The sequence below is a fragment of the Limnohabitans sp. 2KL-3 genome (genome assembly GCF_001269405.1).
In the GTDB taxonomy this organism is placed as follows: Bacteria; Pseudomonadota; Gammaproteobacteria; order Burkholderiales; family Burkholderiaceae_C; genus Limnohabitans_A.
The window spans coordinates 36,783-55,264 of sequence record NZ_CXON01000020.1; the positions used below are offsets into that span (position 1 = coordinate 36,783).

An 18,482-nucleotide genomic window follows, 5' to 3' on the forward strand; every position below is an offset into this window, starting at 1 on the left:
CAGAAGGGCCTTTTGCTTTGCTTTGCCCTTGTCCTTGTATCAAAACGAAGCTACTGCACAGGCACTGAAGGGGGCTGCTTACAATCCACAAGACATGTCCGACCATCCACACTCACCTGCGCCCGAGCCGCAACAGCCGGGCATACGCCACAGACTGCTGCGCTTGTCCCCTTACTTTGCCAAACAACGGGGCGTTTGGCTTTTGGCCATTGGCGCGACCTTGGTCGCAGCACTGACCGAGCCTTTGATTCCTGCCCTGTTTCAACCTCTGCTAGACAGTGGGTTTGCTCAAAACAAGTTGCCTTTGTGGTCCATTCCTGTCGTGGTCATTGGCTTGTTCACTTTGCGCGGTTTGGCCCATTTTTTAGCCCAATACGCTTTAGCCCGAGTGACAAACGATGGCATGGAAAAATTGCGCAGTGATCTTTTTGGCAAATTGGTTCACGCCGACATGTCCTTGTTCAGCCGCCAATCGGCCAGTGCCTTGTCCAACACAGTGGTTTATGAGGTTCAAACAGGCGCTTCACAACTCATTTCTGCCTTGATTGGTTTGTCACGCGATGGCTTTACCTTGTTGGCCTTGGTGGGCTACCTGATGTGGCTCAACTGGAAACTCACCTTGGTGGTGTTCACTGTGGCACCTGGCTTGAGCTGGATCATGAAAGTCCTGTCGCGACGCCTCTATCGGCTGACCAAAGAAAGTCAACAAGCGACCGATGACTTGGCTTATGTCGTGGAAGAAAATGTGTTGGCCCACCGCATGGTCCGTTTGCACGGCGCACAAAGCCAGCAAATGACACGCTTCAACTCTTTGGGTCAGCGTTTGCGGCACTTGGCACTCAAATCGACCATTGCTTCAGCCGCCATGACGCCCATGACCCAAATCATGGCGGCAATCGCCTTATCGCTGGTGTTGATGATCGCCTTGATGCAAAGCCGGGATGCCGCCTCCGGGGCCACTGTGGGCGGCTTTGTCGCCTTCATCACCGCCATGCTCATGTTGATAGCGCCCATCAAACGCCTGGCCGATGTGGCCAATCCCATCACCCGAGGTTTGGCTGCGCTTGAAAGAGGCTTGGCCTTGATGCACGATTCGCCTCATGAATCACAAGGACAGCACCAAGTTGCGCGGGTCAGTGGTGCCATTGAATGGCAAGGGGTGAGCGTACAGTTCAACCCGGACAGCGCCCCAGCCTTGTCGCACATCGATTTGAGTGTCAAACCTGGCGAAACAGTCGCCTTGGTTGGCACCTCGGGCGCGGGTAAAACCACCTTGATTCAACTGCTGCCACGTTTTCTGAACCCCACCAGCGGGCAAATACTGCTCGATGGTGTGCCGTTGGGCCAATGGCAACTGGACAGCTTACGTGCCCAGCTGGCCATGGTCAGCCAAGACGTGGTCATGCTCAATGACACCTTGGCGGCCAATGTGAGCCTCGGCCACGACACGGACCGCGACAAAGTTCAACAATGTCTGCAGGCGGCCAATTTGTGGGCTCATGTGCAAACCCTGCCCCAAGGCATGGACACCCTGTTGGGGCACAACGCCAACCAGCTTTCAGGTGGACAGCGCCAACGTCTGGCCATCGCCCGAGCCTTGTACAAAGACGCGCCGATCCTGATTTTGGATGAGGCCACTTCAGCGCTGGACAACGAGTCCGAACGCCTGGTGCAAGACGCCTTGCAAAAACTCATGGAAAACCGCACCACATTGATCGTGGCTCACCGTCTGTCCACCATTGAGCACGCAGACCGTGTGGTGGTCATGGAGCGCGGCAGCATCGTCGAGCAAGGTGTGCCTGCTGAATTGTTGGCGCGGGGGGGGGCTTATGCGCGGTTGCACCATCGTGGGGAATGGGCCAGCGAAGAACCCTCTGCTTAATGCGGGTTCATTTGACGGCTCTTGGAATTCAGACCGAGCCAAGAGGCATTGCAGGATGTCCAATCCAGGCCAACAGTCACAACCATCATCGGTCACCGATACCCCCTGCATCGGGTTTCAAAGCAAGACGATGTCGTATTGCTCTGGCCCCATCGAAGACTCGACCTGCAGTGAGATCGGTTTGGCAATGAAGTCGGACAAACCTGCCAAATGTTGACTTTCATCGTCCAAGAGCAAATCGATCACGGCCGCAGTGGCCACGATGCGAAATTCACGCGGGTTGAACTGACGTGCTTCACGCAATATCTCTCGCAAAATGTCATACACCACGGAGCGGGGCGTCTTGACAATGCCTTTGCCCTGACAGCTCGGGCAAGGCTCACACAGCATGTGGGCCAAAGACTCTCGCGTTCGCTTGCGCGTCATCTCGAGCAAGCCCAAGGATGAAAAACCACCCGCCATGGTCTTGACTCGGTCTCTGGCCAATTGTTTGCGAAATTCAGCCAACACGGCATCTTGGTGCTCGGTTCGGGCCATGTCGATGAAGTCGGCAATGATGATCCCGCCCAGATTGCGCAGCCGCAGCTGCCTGGCAATCGCTTGCGCCGCCTCCAGATTGGTCTTGAAGATGGTGTCCTCAAAGTTACGTGCCCCGACGTAACCGCCCGTGTTCACATCCACCGTGGTCAGGGCCTCGGTCTGGTCAATGATGAGGTAGCCGCCCGACTTGAGCTCGACCCGTCGCCCCAGGGCTTTGGCAATTTCCTCGTCGATGGCATACAGGTCAAAAATCGGGCGCTCGCCCTTGTAGTGTTGCAAACGCTCGGCGGCTTTGGGCATGAACTCATGACCAAAGGCCTGCAACAAAGAAAACTGTTCTTTCGAGTCGATCCGGATGCTCTGGGTCGCATCACCCACCAAATCGCGCAGCACACGTTGCAGCAAAGTCAAATCCTGGTGCAACAAAGAAGTCGGCGGCAAGCGCAGTGAAGCCTCTTTGATCCGCGCCCACGTCTTGCGCAGGTAAGCGATGTCGTCTTGCAGCTCTTCGTCGCTGGAGTCCTCTGCATTGGTGCGCAAAATAAAGCCGCCACCGGCCGGTCCGGCCAAGGCCTGCACGCGTTTGCGCAAAGCATCGCGCTGCTCAGAGGGAATTTTTTGCGACACGCCAATGTGATCGTCTTGCGGCAAAAAGACCAAATGGCGGCCCGCGATGCTAATTTGCGTCGACAGGCGGGCCCCCTTGGTGCCCATCGGGTCCTTGATGACCTGCACCATGATGGCGCGGCCCTCAAACACCTGCTTTTCGATCGGCACCAGTGGCTGGCCCGTGCGGGCCGATGCAGCCTCGCCTTCGGCGTGCTTTTGCCACACATCGGCCACATGCAAAAAAGCCGCTTTGTCCAGACCAATGTCAATGAAGGCCGATTGCATGCCGGGCAAGACGCGGGCCACCTTGCCCAAGTAGACATTGCCCACCAAACCGCGCTCGAGCGTGCGCTCAACGTGCAACTCTTGCACCGCGCCAAACTCCACCACCGCCACCCGTGTTTCCTGGGGTGACCAATTGACCAAAATATCTTGTTGCATGGTGGGTAATCAGAAGGAAAGAGTTGAAACCAAGGACATCCGCGAAACGGCGCACACCCGCGCTTGATCACCTCACAACCGTACCGTCAGGAAGACACGGCAAACGGTCATGACAGGCTCAACAGCGCACCCCCAGCGAGCGCAACAAGGCAGCGGTCTCAAACAGCGGCAAGCCCATGATGCCTGAATAACTGCCCCGAATCTGCTCAATGTGGGCAGCTGCCCTGCCCTGCACCCCATAGGCCCCGGCCTTGCCCAAGGGCTCACCCGTGGCCACATAGGCCTTGATCTGCGCGGCGGTCATGGGTGCAAAACGCACCCACGATTCGGAGACCGCGGCCACCCTCTGCTTGCCTTTTTGTACCGCCACAGCAGTCAATACCCGGTGTGATTGGCCCGCCAGCAGCTGGAGGATGCGCACCGCATCGGCTTCGTCAGCCGGTTTGCCCAAAATGTCACGGCCCAAGCACACGGTGGTATCGGCGCACAACACCGGCGCAGCGGGCAGGCCTTGGCGTTTCAAACGTTGCACAGCCGCATCGAGTTTGAGACCCGTGACCCGCGCCACATAACGCCCAGGCGCTTCTGCACCGCGCACCGACTCCAAAGACTCCGCGTCTTCATCAGGACCCGCCAAGAGCAGTTGGTGGGCGACGCCGATTTGGTCCAGCAATTGGCTGCGCCGTGGGCTTTGGGATGCCAGATAAATGAAGTCGCTCATTCGCGGTGGTAGGGATGGTTGGCGTTGATCGACCAAGCGCGGTACAGCTGCTCAATCAAGAGCACCCGGGCCATGGCGTGGGGCAAAGTCATGTCTGACAAGCGAATGCGCTCGTGGGCCGCTTGGCGGAACTCGGGCTCCAGACCATCGGGACCACCAATGACCAAGGCCACATCGTCACCACTGAGCTGCCAACTGGTCAGCCGTGTGGCCAGGGCTTGGGTGGTCAGGTGGGTGCCACGCTCGTCAAGCACCACGATGCGGGTGCCGCGCGGAATGGCGGCTTCAATGCGCTGGCGCTCGGCGGCGTACAAAGTGGGCAAGGTTTTGGAGCCCCGGGGCTCGGTTTTCACGGCCTTGAGCTCGACCTTGAGCTCAGGCGGAAAACGTTTGGCGTAGTCATCCCAGGCGGTTTGCGCCCAGTCGGGCACACGCTGGCCGACCGCAACGATCAGCAGCTTCATGCAGGATCAATCGGCTTTGCGACGGGTCGCAGCCTGCACGGCCTTGCGTGCTGGAGCCTTTTTGGCAGCCGGTTTGGCTGCCGATTTCGCCGCAGTCTTGGTTGCTGGCTTGCCGACTGTTTTCACGGTGGGCTTGCTGGTCTTGGCCGCTGCCTTGACGGCTGTCTTAACGGCTGTCTTTGCTGCACTTGGAGCGCTGGTTTTCGCCCCAGTCGTCTTCGCTGCAGTTTTGGATGCAGTTTTGGCAGCCGGCTTGGCGGCGGATTTGGCAGCAGGTTTACCCGCTTTGAGCGGCGCTTTCAAGGCAGGCTTGGCTTTGGTTGCGGTTTTGGTCGCAGCTTTGGTCGCGGTTTTGGGCGCAGCAGTTTTGGCTGTAGTGGTTTTGGCGCTGGCTTTTTTGGCGACCGAGTTCTTGATGTGACCTTTGACCTCAGCCGTGGCCGCTGGCTTGGGCGCACCGAACTTCAGCCGAACAGGCGTGCCGCCCCAGATTTCTTCGAGGTTGTAATAAGTGCGGATGGTGGGCTGCATGATGTGCACCACTGCTGGGCCGCAGTCCACAATGATCCATTCACCGTTGTCTTCACCTTCCATTCGAGGTTTGCCGAAACCGGCTTCGCGCACTTTGTCACGGACACTGGCAGCAAGTGCTTTGGTTTGGCGATTGGACGTGCCCGAGGCAATGATGACCCGCTCGAACAACGAGGACAAATGTTCGGTGTCAAACACTTGAATTTCTTGGGCCTTGACGTCCTCCAAGGCGTCCACGATGGCTCTCTGGAGTTTTTGAATGTCTTTTTTGGCTGCGATTTCGGTCATCAATGGGGCCTGTATAGGTGGTGTTCGTTTATGTAGCGCTCGACGGCGGGGCTTACCAGACCTGTCATGGTCTGCTCTGTGGCCGCCAGAACACGGATGGCCGTGGCACTGTGAGGCATGAGCGGCATGTCCAGAGAAAGAATGCGCGCTTGCAGCGTGTCAAAAAGACGGGTTGAAGGTGCGGGCTTTTGCGGATCTTCACTCCACGCACGCACGGCCTTATCACGGCTTGCGGCACAGATTATAGCGATGCGCCCAATTTCATCGATTTGGTGCCATGAGGGCAAGGAGCGGCGCTGATCATCTCCGATCAATAAAAACAATTGCGCCCTTGGCCACTGGGTTTGCAGTTCGTGCAAAGTGTCCACCGTGTAACTGGGCCCTGTCCGGCCAATTTCACGGTCATCGACCACCACGCGCGGTAAATGCGCGAACGCCAAACGTGTCATGGCCAAGCGGTGCACAGGCGGAGTCAAATCACGGGGTTTATGCCAAGCCTGCCCCGTTGGCAACACATGCACCAAGTCCAGCTGGAGCTGTTCAATGGCCGCTTCGACCAAAGCCACATGGGCTTGATGGGGGGGATCAAACGCTCCACCGAAGACACCTGCTCGCTGAACACCTTCGGCCTTGGGCCAACCGATCTGGGGGCTCAAGGCTTGAGGTTCGGGCTGGGGCTCCATGGGCAACAAAGGGTTCAAACCCAGTCCTTGGGCACGAGAAAGTGGCTGAGCAAGCGGGCTTCTGGTGAGCCAGGCTCGTCCTGACGCTGGTACGACCAACGCACCTCGGGGGGCATGGACAACAAAATCGATTCGGTGCGCCCACCGGACTGCAGTCCAAAATGGGTGCCCCGATCCCAGACCAGGTTGAACTCCACATAGCGACCACGGCGGTAAAGCTGGAAATCACGTTCACGTTCGCCGTAGGCCATGTCCTTGCGTCGCAGCACAATGGGCATGTAAGCACTGAGCAAAGCGTTGCCGACGCTTTGCATCATGGCAAAGCTTTGGTCCATGCCCAGCTCGGAAAAATCGTCAAAGAAAATGCCACCCACGCCACGCTGCTCACGGCGGTGTTTGTTGCAAAAATAGTCGTCGCACCAAGTCTTGAAACGCGGGTGCAAAGCCTCGCCAAATGGGGACAAGGCGTCTTTGCAGGTTTGATGAAAATGAACGGCGTCTTCGTCAAAGCCATAGTAAGGCGTCAGATCCATGCCACCCCCAAACCAGGCCACAGGAGCCCTGCCCTCAGGTTTGGCGGCAATCATTCGAACGTTCATGTGCACCGTGGGCACATAGGGATTGCGGGGATGGAACACCAAAGACACCCCCATGGCCTCAAATGCAGAACCCGCCAATTCGGGTCGGTGTTGTGTGGCCGAAGGCGGCAATTGCGGTCCAGTGACATGAGAAAAACCACAACCGGCCCGCTCAAAAATGGGGCCACCTTCCAAAATTTGGGTGATCCCGTTGCCCTGAAGTTTTTCGCCAGGATCTTTTTGCCAAACATCGGTCAAAAAAGGCGTGCCATCCAGGTCGGTCAATGCCCCGGTGATGCGAGACTGCAGATCCATCAGGTATTTTTTGGCCGTGCCGAGTTCAAAACTTGTGCTCATGGTGTGTGAAGACTTTTAAAAAATTCAGGGATTCGCGACATTGACAGGGGGTGTCGTTTCGTCATTGACAGGTGCTCGCCAAGGCGTGATGGGCCCCATTTGGTGCTCATGGTAGCCTTTCACACCCTCAAACACACGGGCCATGTGGGTGTAATCAGACTCAAGCTGGCCGGTCAAGTGGTAAAAATCCACCACGCTGAAGCAGCGCTGCCCCCAATCGAGCTTGACCAAGGCCAAAGGTACTTTGGCACCCAAGGCCAGCTGGTAAAAACCACTTCGCCAACCCGGGGTGAGACTCCGCGTTCCCTCTGGGGCCAAGGCCAACCAAAGAAGTTGTTCTTGTTGTTTGTGCTGCTCGAACACATGCACCATTTGTCCCACCACACCCTTGGGCGAACTGCGGTCGATGGGAATGCCCCCCACCCAACGCATCCAAGCCCCCAGCAGCGGAATTTTGAACAACGAATCTTTGCCCCAAAAATGCGCTGGAATGCCCAAGGCCCATTTGGCGAGCATGCCTATTGGAAAATCCCAGTTGCTCGTGTGTGGATAAACAATGGCGACCCCCTGAAGCGCAGGAAACCCTTCAAAGTCCAAACGCCAGCCCAGCAATTTCAAGACCCAACGGGCCAAACGAGAACCCCGAAATTGAACTGGATGGCGCATCGAATCAGGCATAAAAGATCAAACGCTGGAGGTTTTGATGGCTCGGTGACCAATGTCTCGGCGCATTTGCTGGCCATCAAAGGCGATCGGCAGGGCTGTTTGGTAAGCCTTTTGCTGAGCCAGCTTGACCGAATCGGCCAGCGCAGTGACACACAAGACGCGTCCTCCTGAGGTCAAAACTTGACCCTCGTGTTCTGACGTGCCCGCATGGAAAACCATGGCATCTTCACTGTCTTTGGGCAAGCCACTGATGGCATCGCCTTTGCGCGGATGGAGCGGGTAGCCCTGTGCAGCCATGACCACACCCAAAGCCACACGGCGATCCCACTCCATTTCAAAGGTGTCAAGGCCCTGCGAGGTGGCCGCCAACAAGACTTCAAAGAAATCAGATTTCATGCGCATCAAAATAGGTTGGGTTTCTGGGTCACCCATGCGGCAATTGAATTCCAGCGTTTTGACACGGCCATCCGGAGCGATCATGAGTCCCGCATACAAAAAGCCGGTGTAGATGATGCCTTCTTTGTCCATGCCACGAATGGTTGGCAAGATGACTTCGCGCATGGCACGGGCATGAATCTCGGCGGTCACCACTGGCGCAGGCGAGTAAGCCCCCATGCCACCCGTATTGGGGCCTTGATCACCGTCGAGCAGGCGTTTGTGGTCTTGGCTGGTGGCCAGGGCTGCCACGTTTTTGCCATCACACAAGACCATGAAACTGGCCTCTTCACCCGTCAAAAACTCTTCGATCACCACCCTGGCCCCGCCGGCGTTATGGGCCACACCCAAGGTGTTGTCCAGCAGCATGAAGTCAATCGCTTCATGGGCTTCGGCCAAGGTCATGGCCACGACCACCCCTTTACCAGCGGCCAAGCCGTCGGCTTTGACCACAATAGGCGCCCCCTTGCTGTCCACATAGGCATGGGCCAAGGCCGCGTCGGTAAAAGTTTCAAATTCGGCCGTAGGAATGCCATGCCGCTGCATGAAGGCCTTTGAAAACGCCTTGGAACTTTCCAATTGAGCCGCTGCTTGTGTGGGGCCAAAAATGCGCAAGGCATGCGCCCGAAAATCATCCACGATGCCTGCTGCCAATGGCGCCTCTGGGCCGACCAGCGTCAAACCAATGCCTTGCTCAATCGCCCATTGGCGAAGTTGCTTCACGTCCGTGATCGGCACATTGATCAACTGACTGTCTTTGGCCGTCCCCCCATTGCCGGGTGCTACAAAGACTTGTTGGATTTTGGGCGACTGGGCCAATTTCCAAGCCATGGCGTGTTCACGCCCCCCTCCGCCGACGACCAATACTTTCATCAAACTTCCTTAATCTTCAAATTCCGCATTGTGGAAAACGTTTTGCACATCATCCAAGTCTTCCAATATATCCAATAATTTTTGCATTTTGGCAGCTTCTTCCCCAGACAAAGTGACGGCATTCTCTGGACGCATGGTCACCTCGGCCATGTCTGCCACCAGTCCGGCAGCTTCCAAGGCGTTTTTCACTGATTCAAAGTCTGCATAGGCGGTCAAAACTTCGATAGAACCTTCTTCGTCGGTGATCACATCCTCGGCTCCTGCCTCCAAAGCCACTTCCATGACTTTGTCTTCATTGGTGCCGGGGGCATAAATCAGCTGGCCGCAATGCTTGAACTGAAAAGCCACGGAGCCCTCGGTGCCCAAATTGCCCCCGTACTTGTTCAAAGCGTGCCGCACCTCGGCCACGGTGCGCACCCGGTTGTCGGTCATGGTGTCCAAGATGATGGCCGCCCCGCCGATGCCATAACCTTCGTAACGGATCTCCTCGTAGCTCACGCCTTCCAGATTCCCTGTGGCTTTGTCCACGTTGCGCTTGATGGTGTCAGCCGGCATATTGGCCGCTTTGGCTTTTTCGATGGCCAAGCGCAAACGAGGATTGGCGCTGACGTCACCGCCACCGGTTCGGGCTGCCACCATGATTTCGCGGACCACCCGGGTCCAGATACGCTGGCGTTTTTCGTCTTGACGCCCCTTGCGGTGCTGAATATTTGCCCATTTACTGTGGCCAGCCATCGGGAATTCCTTGAATGTTGATTTAATCTAGAGCTTGGATTTTACTTTTCACAAGCGGGAGATTTTTGAAAATGGCCGAACCCATGCTGATCGCACAAAACGCACAAGCCCAATGCCACCTGCTGCCCGGTCTGTCCAACCGTCACGGCCTGATCACAGGTGCAACCGGCACGGGCAAAACAGTGACACTGCAAACCCTTGCAGAGAATTTTTCTCGTTTGGGTGTTCCGGTGTTCATGGCCGACGTCAAGGGCGATCTGACGGGCATCAGCCAGCCGGGCAAGATCGGCGAGAAACTGACTGCCGTTCTCAAAGACCGAGGCATTACCATCCCCACACCACAGGCATGCCCAACGGCTTTGTGGGACGTTTTTGGCGAAAGTGGTCACCCCGTTCGCGCCACGATTTCTGACATGGGGCCGCTCTTGTTGACCCGCATGCTGGGGCTCAATGACACACAGTCAGGGGTGCTCAATTTGGTGTTCAAAATTGCCGATGACAACGGCCTGTTGTTGTTGGACATGAAGGACTTGCGGGCCATGCTGCAGTTTGTGGGTGAAAACGCCAAGCAATTCACCACCGAATACGGCAACATCAGTGCCGCCAGCATCGGTGCCATTCAACGCGGTTTGCTGCAAATCGAAAGCCAAGGCGGCGACAAATTCTTCGGTGAGCCCATGCTCAACATCGAGGACTTCATGCAGACCGACGCGCAGGGTCTGGGGGTGGTGAACATCCTTTCGGCCGACAAACTCATGAACTCCCCACGGCTGTATGCCACCTTCTTGCTCTGGATGCTGTCGGAGTTGTTTGAAGTGTTGCCTGAAATTGGAGACCCGGAAAAACCCAAATTGGTGTTTTTCTTTGACGAAGCGCACTTGCTGTTCAAGGATGCTCCTGCGGCCCTGGTTGAACGCATTGAACTGGTGGTGCGCTTGGTACGCTCCAAAGGCGTCGGGGTGTATTTCGTCACACAAAACCCCTTGGACATACCCGACAGCGTGCTGGGCCAACTGGGCAATCGGGTGCAACACGCTTTGCGTGCCTTCACACCCAGAGACCAAAAAGCGGTCGCCGCCACCGCACAAACCATGCGCCCCAAATCCGGGCTGAACATTGAAGCCGCCATCACGGAGTTGGGTGTTGGTGAAGCATTGATCAGCCTGTTGGATGCCAAAGGACGCCCGACCGAGACTGAGCGTGTGTTTGTGATGCCCCCCGCCAGCCAATTGGGGCCCATTACCCCCGAACAACGCCAAATCCTGATCCAAAGCTCATTGGTAGCCGGTGTTTACGAGCAGGCACTGGACCGTGAATCTGCCTTTGAAAAAATCAAAGGTCAATCGGCCTCTGCCCCCAACACGGCTTCAACCCCAAACCCTGCCGCAGAAAAAGAGTCCGGAGGCTTCATGGGGGGCTTGTCTGACATCCTTTTTGGCAGCACAGGCCCACGAGGTGCTCAGCGTGATGGGGTTGCACAGTTGGTGGTCAAAAGCGCGGTTCGAACCGTGGGCTCCGCCATTGGCCGAGAAATTGTCCGAGGCGTGCTCGGCGGGCTTTTGGGCGGCAGTCGTCGCAGATAAGACCTGCTTGATGAGCAGGTGCTGAGCAAACGCCACAAAAAAAGGCCCATCAGGGCCTTTTGGAGTGCATTGCAGGCCTGAATGAACAAGGGCCTGCAAATGGTTAGCTCGCAGTCGCCTCTTCTGGCTCAGTGGGTTCCGACTTTGATGCACGGCCTTCCTTTTTGGGATGGGCAGAAATGTCCAAAAGAACCTCGTCTTTGGCGTCCATGTCCACCGTCAAACGTCCACCATCGGTCAGGCGACCAAACAGCAATTCATCGGCCAAAGCTTTGCGAATCGTATCCTGAATCAAGCGCTGCATTGGGCGTGCACCCATCAAGGGATCGAAGCCTTTTTTGCCCAAGAACTTGCGCAAGGCATCGGTGAAGGTGACTTCAACCTTCTTTTCAGCCAGCTGGGTTTCCAGTTGAAGCAAGAACTTGTCCACCACGCGCAAGATGATTTGTTCATCGAGCGGTTTGAAGCTGACCATGGCATCCAAGCGGTTGCGGAACTCTGGGGTAAACAAGCGCTTGATGTCGCCCATCTCATCCCCGGCCGCACGCGGATTGGTAAAGCCGATGGTGGCCTTGTTCATGGTCTCGGCTCCCGCGTTGGTGGTCATGATGATGATCACGTTGCGGAAGTCGGCCTTGCGTCCGTTGTTGTCCGTGAGCGTGCCGTGGTCCATGACCTGCAGCAACACGTTGAAAATGTCCGGGTGGGCTTTTTCGATTTCATCAAGCAAGAGCACGCAGTGCGGCTTCTTGGTCACGGCTTCGGTCAACAGGCCGCCTTGGTCAAAGCCCACATAGCCGGGCGGCGCACCAATCAAGCGGCTCACGGCATGGCGTTCCATGTACTCAGACATGTCAAAGCGAATGAGCTCAATGCCCATGATGTAGGCCAATTGCTTGGCCGCTTCGGTCTTGCCAACGCCTGTAGGGCCGGAGAACAAGAATGATCCAATCGGTTTGTCGGTTTTGCCCAAGCCGGATCGAGCCATCTTGACGGCAGAAGCCAAGACCTCCAGGGCTTTGTCCTGCCCAAACACGACCGACTTGAGGTCGCGCTCAATGGTCTGCAACTTGCTGCGGTCGTCGTTGGACACGTTGGCTGGGGGAATGCGTGCGATCTTGGCAACAATGTCCTCGATCTCGGCTTTGCCAATCGTCTTTTTGCGCTTGGATGCGACCAAAATGCGTTGAGCAGCGCCGGCCTCGTCGATCACATCAATCGCCTTGTCGGGCAACTGGCGGTCATTGATGAACTTGGCCGACAACTCGGCTGCGGCTTGCAAGGCGGCAACGGTGTACTTGACGCTGTGGTGGTCCTCAAAACGACTCTTGAGGCCCTTGAGAATATCCACGGTCTCTGAGACCGTGGGCTCGACCACATCCACCTTTTGAAAGCGACGTGACAGGGCAGCGTCTTTTTCAAAAATGCCACGGTACTCGGTGAAGGTGGTGGCTCCGATGCATTTGAGCTGGCCACTTGAGAGTGCAGGCTTGAGCAAGTTGGACGCATCCAGTGTCCCCCCCGATGCTGCACCTGCGCCAATCAATGTGTGGATTTCGTCAATGAAAAGGATGGCATGTGGCTTGTCCTTGAGCGACTTGAGCACACCCTTGAGGCGTTGCTCGAAGTCGCCGCGGTATTTGGTGCCTGCGAGCAATGCGCCCATGTCCAGCGAGTACACCTGGGCTTCGGCCAGAATTTCAGGCACTGTCCCTTGGGTGATGCGCCAAGCCAAGCCTTCGGCAATGGCCGTTTTTCCCACACCGGCTTCGCCCACCAAAAGAGGGTTGTTTTTGCGACGGCGGCACAAAATTTGAATGGTGCGCTCCACCTCGTACTCTCGACCAATCAAGGGGTCGATTTTTCCCTCTTTGGCCGCTTGGTTCAGGTTGTTGGTGTATTGCTCGAGTGGCGAGGCTTTCTCGTTCCTCTCACCACCCGTGGATTCTTCAGCCTCTGAATTGGAGGGGGCATCCGATTTGGCCGCCTCCGGCGGATCGGTCTTGCGAATACCGTGGGCAATGAAGTTGACCACATCCAAACGGGTGATGCCTTGCTGGTGCAAGTAATACACCGCATGAGAGTCCTTTTCCCCAAAGATGGCCACCAGGACATTGGCTCCGGTGACTTCTTTTTTGCCATTGCCGGTCGATTGCACATGCATGATGGCACGTTGAATGACCCGCTGAAAACCGAGCGTGGGCTGGGTATCCACCTCCTCGGTTCCGGCCACTTGAGGGGTGTTGTCCTTGATGAAATTGCTCAATGCCTTGCGCAAGTCATCAATATTGGCGGCACAGGCACGCAAAACTTCTGCTGCGCTGGGGTTGTCGAGCAATGCCAACAACAAGTGTTCGACCGTGATGAATTCGTGGCGTTGCTGCCGAGCCTCAACGAAGGCCATGTGCAGACTGACTTCCAATTCTTGGGCAATCATGTGATTTCCTTATGCCTTGCTGAGAGATTGATTGGGGAGTGATAAAGATGAGATATGGAGAACATGCCCATTTATTCAATGGGCTCGCTGACGCATTGCAGGGGGTGACCTGCATGTTTGGCAGCTTCAAGAACTTGATCGACTTTGGTGGCTGCCACATCGCGTGAGTAAACCCCACAGATGCCTTTTCCATCCAAATGGATTTTGAGCATGATCTGAGTAGCGGCTTCGCGATCCTTGCTGAAAAACTCTTGGATCACCATCACCACAAACTCCATGGGCGTGTAGTCGTCGTTGAGCATCGCCACCTGATACATCTGGGGCGGTTCAATTTTTTGTGCGCGTCGCTCAAGCACCACAGAATCACCACCATCGGGTGCTCTGGGCGTCAAGGTCGGCAGCGTGGGGTTCACATTTTTTTTCGTTGCCATGATTTCATTCTATCGAGGCTTTCAAGTCCTTTAGGGCCAAGGCTTGAAAAGTCTTGTCAAGGCATGCCCCAAGAACAGCCCCGGGAAAACCTTACATTGACAAAACTGGTGGTAATTACTCAAACTGACACCCATAAAAACACAAGGAGACATCGCATGCCTACAGGCACGGTCAAATGGTTCAACGATGCCAAAGGTTTTGGCTTTATCCAACCCGACGGGGGTGGGCCCGATGCTTTTGCTCATTTTTCAGCCATTCAGGCCGATGGATTCAAAAGTCTGAAAGAAGGTGCGAGGGTCAGATTTTCGCTGACAGAAGGTGCCAAAGGCATGATGGCCACGGACATCCAAACCGACACCCCCTCTGATCCACCTGCCAACACTGCAAATATAGAGAGTCCAGACACACAGACCTGACTGCTTTATGCTCTGTGTTTGGTCAACAACGGCCAGTCACATTGATCTACCATGAAGTTCATCTCCTTGTTTGCTCCAGTTTGGGCGTGCTTGCAACGTCAATGGCCTCTCAAACATCATCTCAAGCCCCTGCGCCGAGGCTCAACGGTCCTATTGCTGGGCACAGCGCTGTCTTTGAACGCCTTGTCGCAGCAAGCTCCCCAATTGCAATTGCCCCGAACCAAGCTCAACGCAGGCATGCACATGCTCGATGTTCAGTTGGCACAAACACCCGAACAACGTCAAATTGGCCTGATGTGGCGCAAGGAAATGCCCCAGCATGAGGGCATGCTCTTTGTCTTTCAACAAGCCGCAACCCAATGCTTTTGGATGCGCAACACACTGATCCCGCTGTCTGCAGCCTTTTTGGCCGATGACGGGACCATCGTGAACATCGCGGACATGAAACCTCAAAGCGATGATTCGCACTGCTCAGAAAAACCCGTCCGCTTTGTCCTGGAAATGAACGTGGGCTGGTTTGCCAAGCGTCAACTCAAAGCCGGCTACCAACTGGGCGGCACCGTTTTCAAGCGCTGAGCAAGGTGTTTTTGAGCCTCAAACGCCCCACATCAAATCGGCATTGTCGGTCACACACCGTTTGAGCATTTGAAGCATTGGGGCCGCACGTTGACTGAACTGCACAGTCTGCAAAAAATCACCCTCTTCTGGATTCTCCAGATCCGCACTGGTGGCCCGAAGATGTGCTTTGGAACGCTCGTCCTTGGCCGACTCCTGCGCCAAAGCTGACTCAAGTTTGGCAATGGTGGCAGGCAGGTCTTTTGCCAAGACTATGCCCTTGACCGGATCATCACCCAACATCATTTTGAGCAAAACCCGTGCGTCGGGCTCCAACATGATGAGATCGCTGGTGGCTTTGGATTTGAACTTGAACAACATGGCAGACTCCGGTAGGTGGAAATTCAGCGCCCTACCGTCTCCACACCTTCGTCGTCAACGGCATCGCCCTGAATCAAGGCCTTGAGTTTATGGCTGGCATGGAAGGTCGCAACACGACGTGCATCAATAGGAATCAATTCTCCTGTGCGTGGATTGCGCCCTGGCCGCGCCGCTTTGGTGCGGATTTGAAAATTGCCAAAGCCAGAAATCTTGACATCGTCACCCGAAATCAGGCTGTCCACCATCAGATCAAAAAAAGCATCGACCATGTCTTTGGACTCGCGCTTGTTCAAACCGATTTGTTCAAACAACAAATCAGACAGCTGAGCCTTGGTCAAGGCGGGCGTTTCCAATGTTTCAAAACTGATTTGCATGACCGCGTTCCGAATAGGTATGAAGGCGCATCAGCTGCGCAGCCGAGCTGACAAGTCTGAGCCCAACTGTGCCATCACGGCTTGCATCACCGTGTCAATTTGAACGTCGGTCAAGGTGGACTCCTCACTGAGCAAGCTCAAACGCACCGCCAAGCTCTTCTCGCCTGCCGCCAAGCCGCCTGTCGATTCGGCCTTGGGACGGTAAATGTCAAACAGCACCGCATCGCGCAGCAAACCCTGTGTGGGTGCCGCATGGATGGCCGCCATCAATTGGCCGTGCGTGACCTGTTCATTCACGATGACCGCGATGTCGCGCTCCACTGCCTGGTGTTTGGCCACCGCTTGCGCCACTGGCACTTGACGGGCGATGACGGCATCCAGCGACAACTCAAACACCACAGGCGCACTGCTCAGCTCCCAAGCCTGTCGCCAGCGGGGGTGTAACTCACCCACATGGCCAATCATCACGCCATCAAGCCACACTTGGGCCGAGCGGCCCGGGTGCATGGCGGGGTGTTCAGCGGCCACAAACTCCGCCTTGCGCGGGGCCAGCAGCTTCTCCACATCGGACTTGACGTCGTAAAAATCGACATTGCGGGACTTGCCCTGCCAACCCAAAGGCTCCACTGGGCCCCAAGCCACGCCGGCCACGCGCATGGGCTGCTCGAACCCCTGAACGGTGGTGTCGGTGCTTTGAACGGTGTCATTGCGCAAAAACACGCGCCCCAGCTCGAACACACGCACGCGGTCAGCTTTGCGGTCGGCGTTGAACTTGACCACCTGCAGCAGCGAACCGATCAGGCTCGAGCGCATCACGCTCATCTGGCTGGCGATGGGGTTGAGCAGGCGGATCGGGCTGGCATTGCCCGCCAAGTCTTTTTCCCACGCTTCTTCGACAAAGCTGTAGTTGATGGTTTCCTGGTAACCCAAAGCGGCAATGGCGCGGCGCACAGCGGACGGGCTGCGCTCGGTTTCTGGGCGCACTTTGGCGGTGATGGGGGCCAGAGGTGGGTTGGTCGGCAGGTTGTTGTAGCCCACCATGCGGGCCACTTCTTCAATCAGGTCTTCTTCGATTAGCAGGTCAAAACGGAAGCTCGGTGGCGTCACGGTGACGGTGCCCTCGCCTTCAGCCACTTGCAGACCCAGACCCCGCAAGGCGTCGGCGCATTGCTGCTGCGTTAAAGGCATGCCAATCACCTTGACCGCACGGGCCACACGCAGCGTGACGGGGGTGATCGCTGGAATGTTCAAGGTCTGGTCGTCGATGGGGCCAACCTTTGTCTCTGGCGTGCCGCAAATGTCGAGCACCAGCTGGGTGATGCGCTCGATGTGCTCCACCGTCAGCTGCGGGTCCACACCACGCTCAAAACGGTGACCGGCATCGGTCGAGAAGTTGAAGCGGCGCGAACGGCCAGCAATCGAAGTGGGCCACCAGAACGCGGCTTCGATGTAGATGTTTTGGGTGTCGTCAGACACGGCTGTCGCGTCGCCACCCATGATGCCGGCCAGCGATTCGACTTGGCTGTCGTCGGCGATCACGCCCACCTTCTCGTCCACGGTCACGGTGTTGCCGTTGAGCAGCTTGAGCGTTTCACCGGGCTGGCCCCAGCGCACCTGCAAGCCGCCGTGGATCTTGTCGAGGTCAAAAATGTGCGAAGGCCGGCCGAACTCGAACATCACGTAGTTGGAGATGTCCACCAGCGGGCTCACGCTCCGCTGACCGCAACGGGCGAGGCGGTCGACCATCCACTGCGGGGTTTGGGCCTTCGTGTTCACACCCTTGACCACGCGGCCGCTGAAACGGCCGCACAGGTCGGGCGCCTGCACCTTCACGGCCAGCTTGTCGCTGGTCTGCGTGGCCACTGCCGGGAAAGTCGGGGCCTTCAAAGGGGCACCGGTCAGGGCTGACACTTCACGAGCGATGCCGTACACGCTCAGGCAATGCGCCAAGTTAGGCGTGAGCTTGAGCGTCATCAGGGTGTCGTCCAGATTCAAATACTGGCGAATGTCCTGGCCCAGAGGCGCGTCTGCAGGCAATTCCAGCAGGCCGCCATGGTCGTCGGCAATCTTCAGTTCTTTGGCTGAACACAACATGCCCTGGCTTTCAACGCCACGCAGCTTGCCCACCTTGATGACGAATGGTTTACCGTCTTCACCCGGAGGCAATTCAGCCCCGACCATGGCGCAAGGCACGCGGATGCCCACCCGGGCGTTGGGTGCACCACATACGACGTTGAGCAGAGCGCCCAGCCCCACATCCACCTGGCACACGCGCAGGCGATCGGCGTTGGGGTGCTGCACGGCTTCCTTGATTTCACCGACCACGATCTTCGTGAACGGCGGGGCCACGGGCTCGAGCTCTTCCACTTCGAGACCGGCCATGGTCAAGGTATCAGCCAGTTGCTGGGTCGTCAGGGACGGGTTGCAGAACTCGCGCAACCAGGATTCAGGAAATTGCATGTGCAGAACTCACTTCGTTTTGCTGCACGGCACACGCCGCG

The 18,482-nt window shown here is 56.7% G+C and carries 18 protein-coding genes; 4 read left to right on the forward strand and 14 right to left on the reverse strand.

Annotated features, from left to right (window positions below):
- The first annotated feature begins 94 nt into the window (after nucleotides 1-94).
- Nucleotides 95-1,882: a lipid A export permease/ATP-binding protein MsbA gene (gene msbA / locus AMM41_RS18190; protein WP_089962772.1), complete on the forward strand. Its 1,788-nt coding sequence runs from the start codon at nucleotides 95-97 to the stop codon at nucleotides 1,880-1,882.
- Between the two features lie 117 nt (nucleotides 1,883-1,999).
- On the opposite strand, the gene rng is transcribed toward msbA, so the two are convergent.
- From rng to AMM41_RS18235, 9 genes are all read right to left on the reverse strand, one after another.
- Nucleotides 2,000-3,472 carry a ribonuclease G gene (rng, locus tag AMM41_RS18195; RefSeq protein ID WP_089962710.1) on the reverse strand — a complete coding sequence of 491 codons (1,473 nt, stop codon included), beginning with the start codon at nucleotides 3,470-3,472 and terminating at the stop codon, nucleotides 2,000-2,002.
- A 118-nt stretch (nucleotides 3,473-3,590) separates the two neighbouring features.
- Entirely contained in the window at nucleotides 3,591-4,193 is a 603-nt protein-coding gene (locus AMM41_RS18200) for a Maf family protein (protein WP_089962712.1), read from the reverse strand.
- Nucleotides 4,190-4,657 (reverse strand): 23S rRNA (pseudouridine(1915)-N(3))-methyltransferase RlmH, encoded by a 468-nt coding sequence (gene rlmH, locus AMM41_RS18205; protein ID WP_089962714.1) that lies wholly within the window; start codon nucleotides 4,655-4,657, stop codon nucleotides 4,190-4,192. The genes AMM41_RS18200 and rlmH overlap by 4 nt, the downstream gene beginning before the upstream one ends.
- Before the next feature lie 6 nt (nucleotides 4,658-4,663).
- Nucleotides 4,664-5,476 carry a ribosome silencing factor gene (rsfS, locus tag AMM41_RS18210; protein WP_089962717.1) on the reverse strand — a complete coding sequence of 271 codons (813 nt, stop codon included), beginning with the start codon at nucleotides 5,474-5,476 and terminating at the stop codon, nucleotides 4,664-4,666.
- Nucleotides 5,476-6,177, reverse strand: a complete 702-nt coding sequence (gene nadD / locus AMM41_RS18215) for a nicotinate (nicotinamide) nucleotide adenylyltransferase (protein WP_228769349.1) — start codon at nucleotides 6,175-6,177, stop codon at nucleotides 5,476-5,478. Before nadD ends, rsfS begins: the two co-directional genes overlap by 1 nt.
- Nucleotides 6,174-7,094 carry an oxygen-dependent coproporphyrinogen oxidase gene (gene hemF, locus AMM41_RS18220; RefSeq protein ID WP_089962719.1) on the reverse strand — a complete coding sequence of 307 codons (921 nt, stop codon included), beginning with the start codon at nucleotides 7,092-7,094 and terminating at the stop codon, nucleotides 6,174-6,176. The genes nadD and hemF overlap by 4 nt, the downstream gene beginning before the upstream one ends.
- A gap of 24 nt (nucleotides 7,095-7,118) precedes the next feature.
- Nucleotides 7,119-7,772 carry a 1-acyl-sn-glycerol-3-phosphate acyltransferase gene (locus AMM41_RS18225; protein ID WP_089962721.1) on the reverse strand — a complete coding sequence of 218 codons (654 nt, stop codon included), beginning with the start codon at nucleotides 7,770-7,772 and terminating at the stop codon, nucleotides 7,119-7,121.
- 6 nt (nucleotides 7,773-7,778) lie between these two features.
- Entirely contained in the window at nucleotides 7,779-9,068 is a 1,290-nt protein-coding gene (gene purD / locus AMM41_RS18230) for a phosphoribosylamine--glycine ligase (protein WP_089962723.1), read from the reverse strand.
- Nucleotides 9,069-9,077: 9 nt separating this feature from the next.
- Nucleotides 9,078-9,803 carry a YebC/PmpR family DNA-binding transcriptional regulator gene (locus AMM41_RS18235; protein WP_089962724.1) on the reverse strand — a complete coding sequence of 242 codons (726 nt, stop codon included), beginning with the start codon at nucleotides 9,801-9,803 and terminating at the stop codon, nucleotides 9,078-9,080.
- A 71-nt stretch (nucleotides 9,804-9,874) separates the two neighbouring features.
- Here AMM41_RS18235 and AMM41_RS18240 point away from each other — a divergent pair, with 71 nt between their 5' ends.
- Nucleotides 9,875-11,386, forward strand: a complete 1,512-nt coding sequence (locus tag AMM41_RS18240) for a helicase HerA-like C-terminal domain-containing protein (protein WP_089962726.1) — start codon at nucleotides 9,875-9,877, stop codon at nucleotides 11,384-11,386.
- 103 nt (nucleotides 11,387-11,489) lie between these two features.
- Here the strand turns inward: AMM41_RS18240 and clpA are convergent, their stop codons facing one another.
- The gene (gene clpA, locus AMM41_RS18245) at nucleotides 11,490-13,823 is read right to left on the reverse strand and encodes an ATP-dependent Clp protease ATP-binding subunit ClpA (RefSeq protein WP_089962728.1); all 2,334 of its coding nucleotides are present in this window, start codon (nucleotides 13,821-13,823) and stop codon (nucleotides 11,490-11,492) included.
- Nucleotides 13,824-13,894: 71 nt separating this feature from the next.
- Nucleotides 13,895-14,254: an ATP-dependent Clp protease adapter ClpS gene (gene clpS, locus AMM41_RS18250; protein ID WP_089962731.1), complete on the reverse strand. Its 360-nt coding sequence runs from the start codon at nucleotides 14,252-14,254 to the stop codon at nucleotides 13,895-13,897.
- A gap of 156 nt (nucleotides 14,255-14,410) precedes the next feature.
- On the opposite strand from clpS, the gene AMM41_RS18255 reads away from it, so the two are divergent.
- Both AMM41_RS18255 and AMM41_RS18260 read left to right on the forward strand, forming a co-directional pair.
- Nucleotides 14,411-14,671 carry a cold-shock protein gene (locus AMM41_RS18255; protein WP_089962734.1) on the forward strand — a complete coding sequence of 87 codons (261 nt, stop codon included), beginning with the start codon at nucleotides 14,411-14,413 and terminating at the stop codon, nucleotides 14,669-14,671.
- Between the two features lie 51 nt (nucleotides 14,672-14,722).
- Entirely contained in the window at nucleotides 14,723-15,247 is a 525-nt protein-coding gene (locus tag AMM41_RS18260) for a DUF192 domain-containing protein (RefSeq protein WP_089962737.1), read from the forward strand.
- Between the two features lie 18 nt (nucleotides 15,248-15,265).
- Here AMM41_RS18260 and AMM41_RS18265 read toward each other — a convergent pair whose 3' ends face one another.
- From AMM41_RS18265 to pheT, 3 genes are read right to left on the reverse strand one after another with little or no spacing between them, the layout of a single operon-like run.
- Nucleotides 15,266-15,607, reverse strand: coding sequence for a DUF1840 domain-containing protein (locus tag AMM41_RS18265; protein ID WP_089962739.1), 342 nt, complete (start codon nucleotides 15,605-15,607; stop codon nucleotides 15,266-15,268).
- A gap of 23 nt (nucleotides 15,608-15,630) precedes the next feature.
- Complete coding sequence (locus AMM41_RS18270; protein ID WP_089962742.1) at nucleotides 15,631-15,981, reverse strand: integration host factor subunit alpha; 351 nt, start codon at nucleotides 15,979-15,981, stop codon at nucleotides 15,631-15,633.
- Nucleotides 15,982-16,011: 30 nt separating this feature from the next.
- Nucleotides 16,012-18,441, reverse strand: a complete 2,430-nt coding sequence (gene pheT, locus AMM41_RS18275) for a phenylalanine--tRNA ligase subunit beta (RefSeq protein WP_089962744.1) — start codon at nucleotides 18,439-18,441, stop codon at nucleotides 16,012-16,014.
- Between the last annotated feature and the right edge of the window lie 41 nt (nucleotides 18,442-18,482).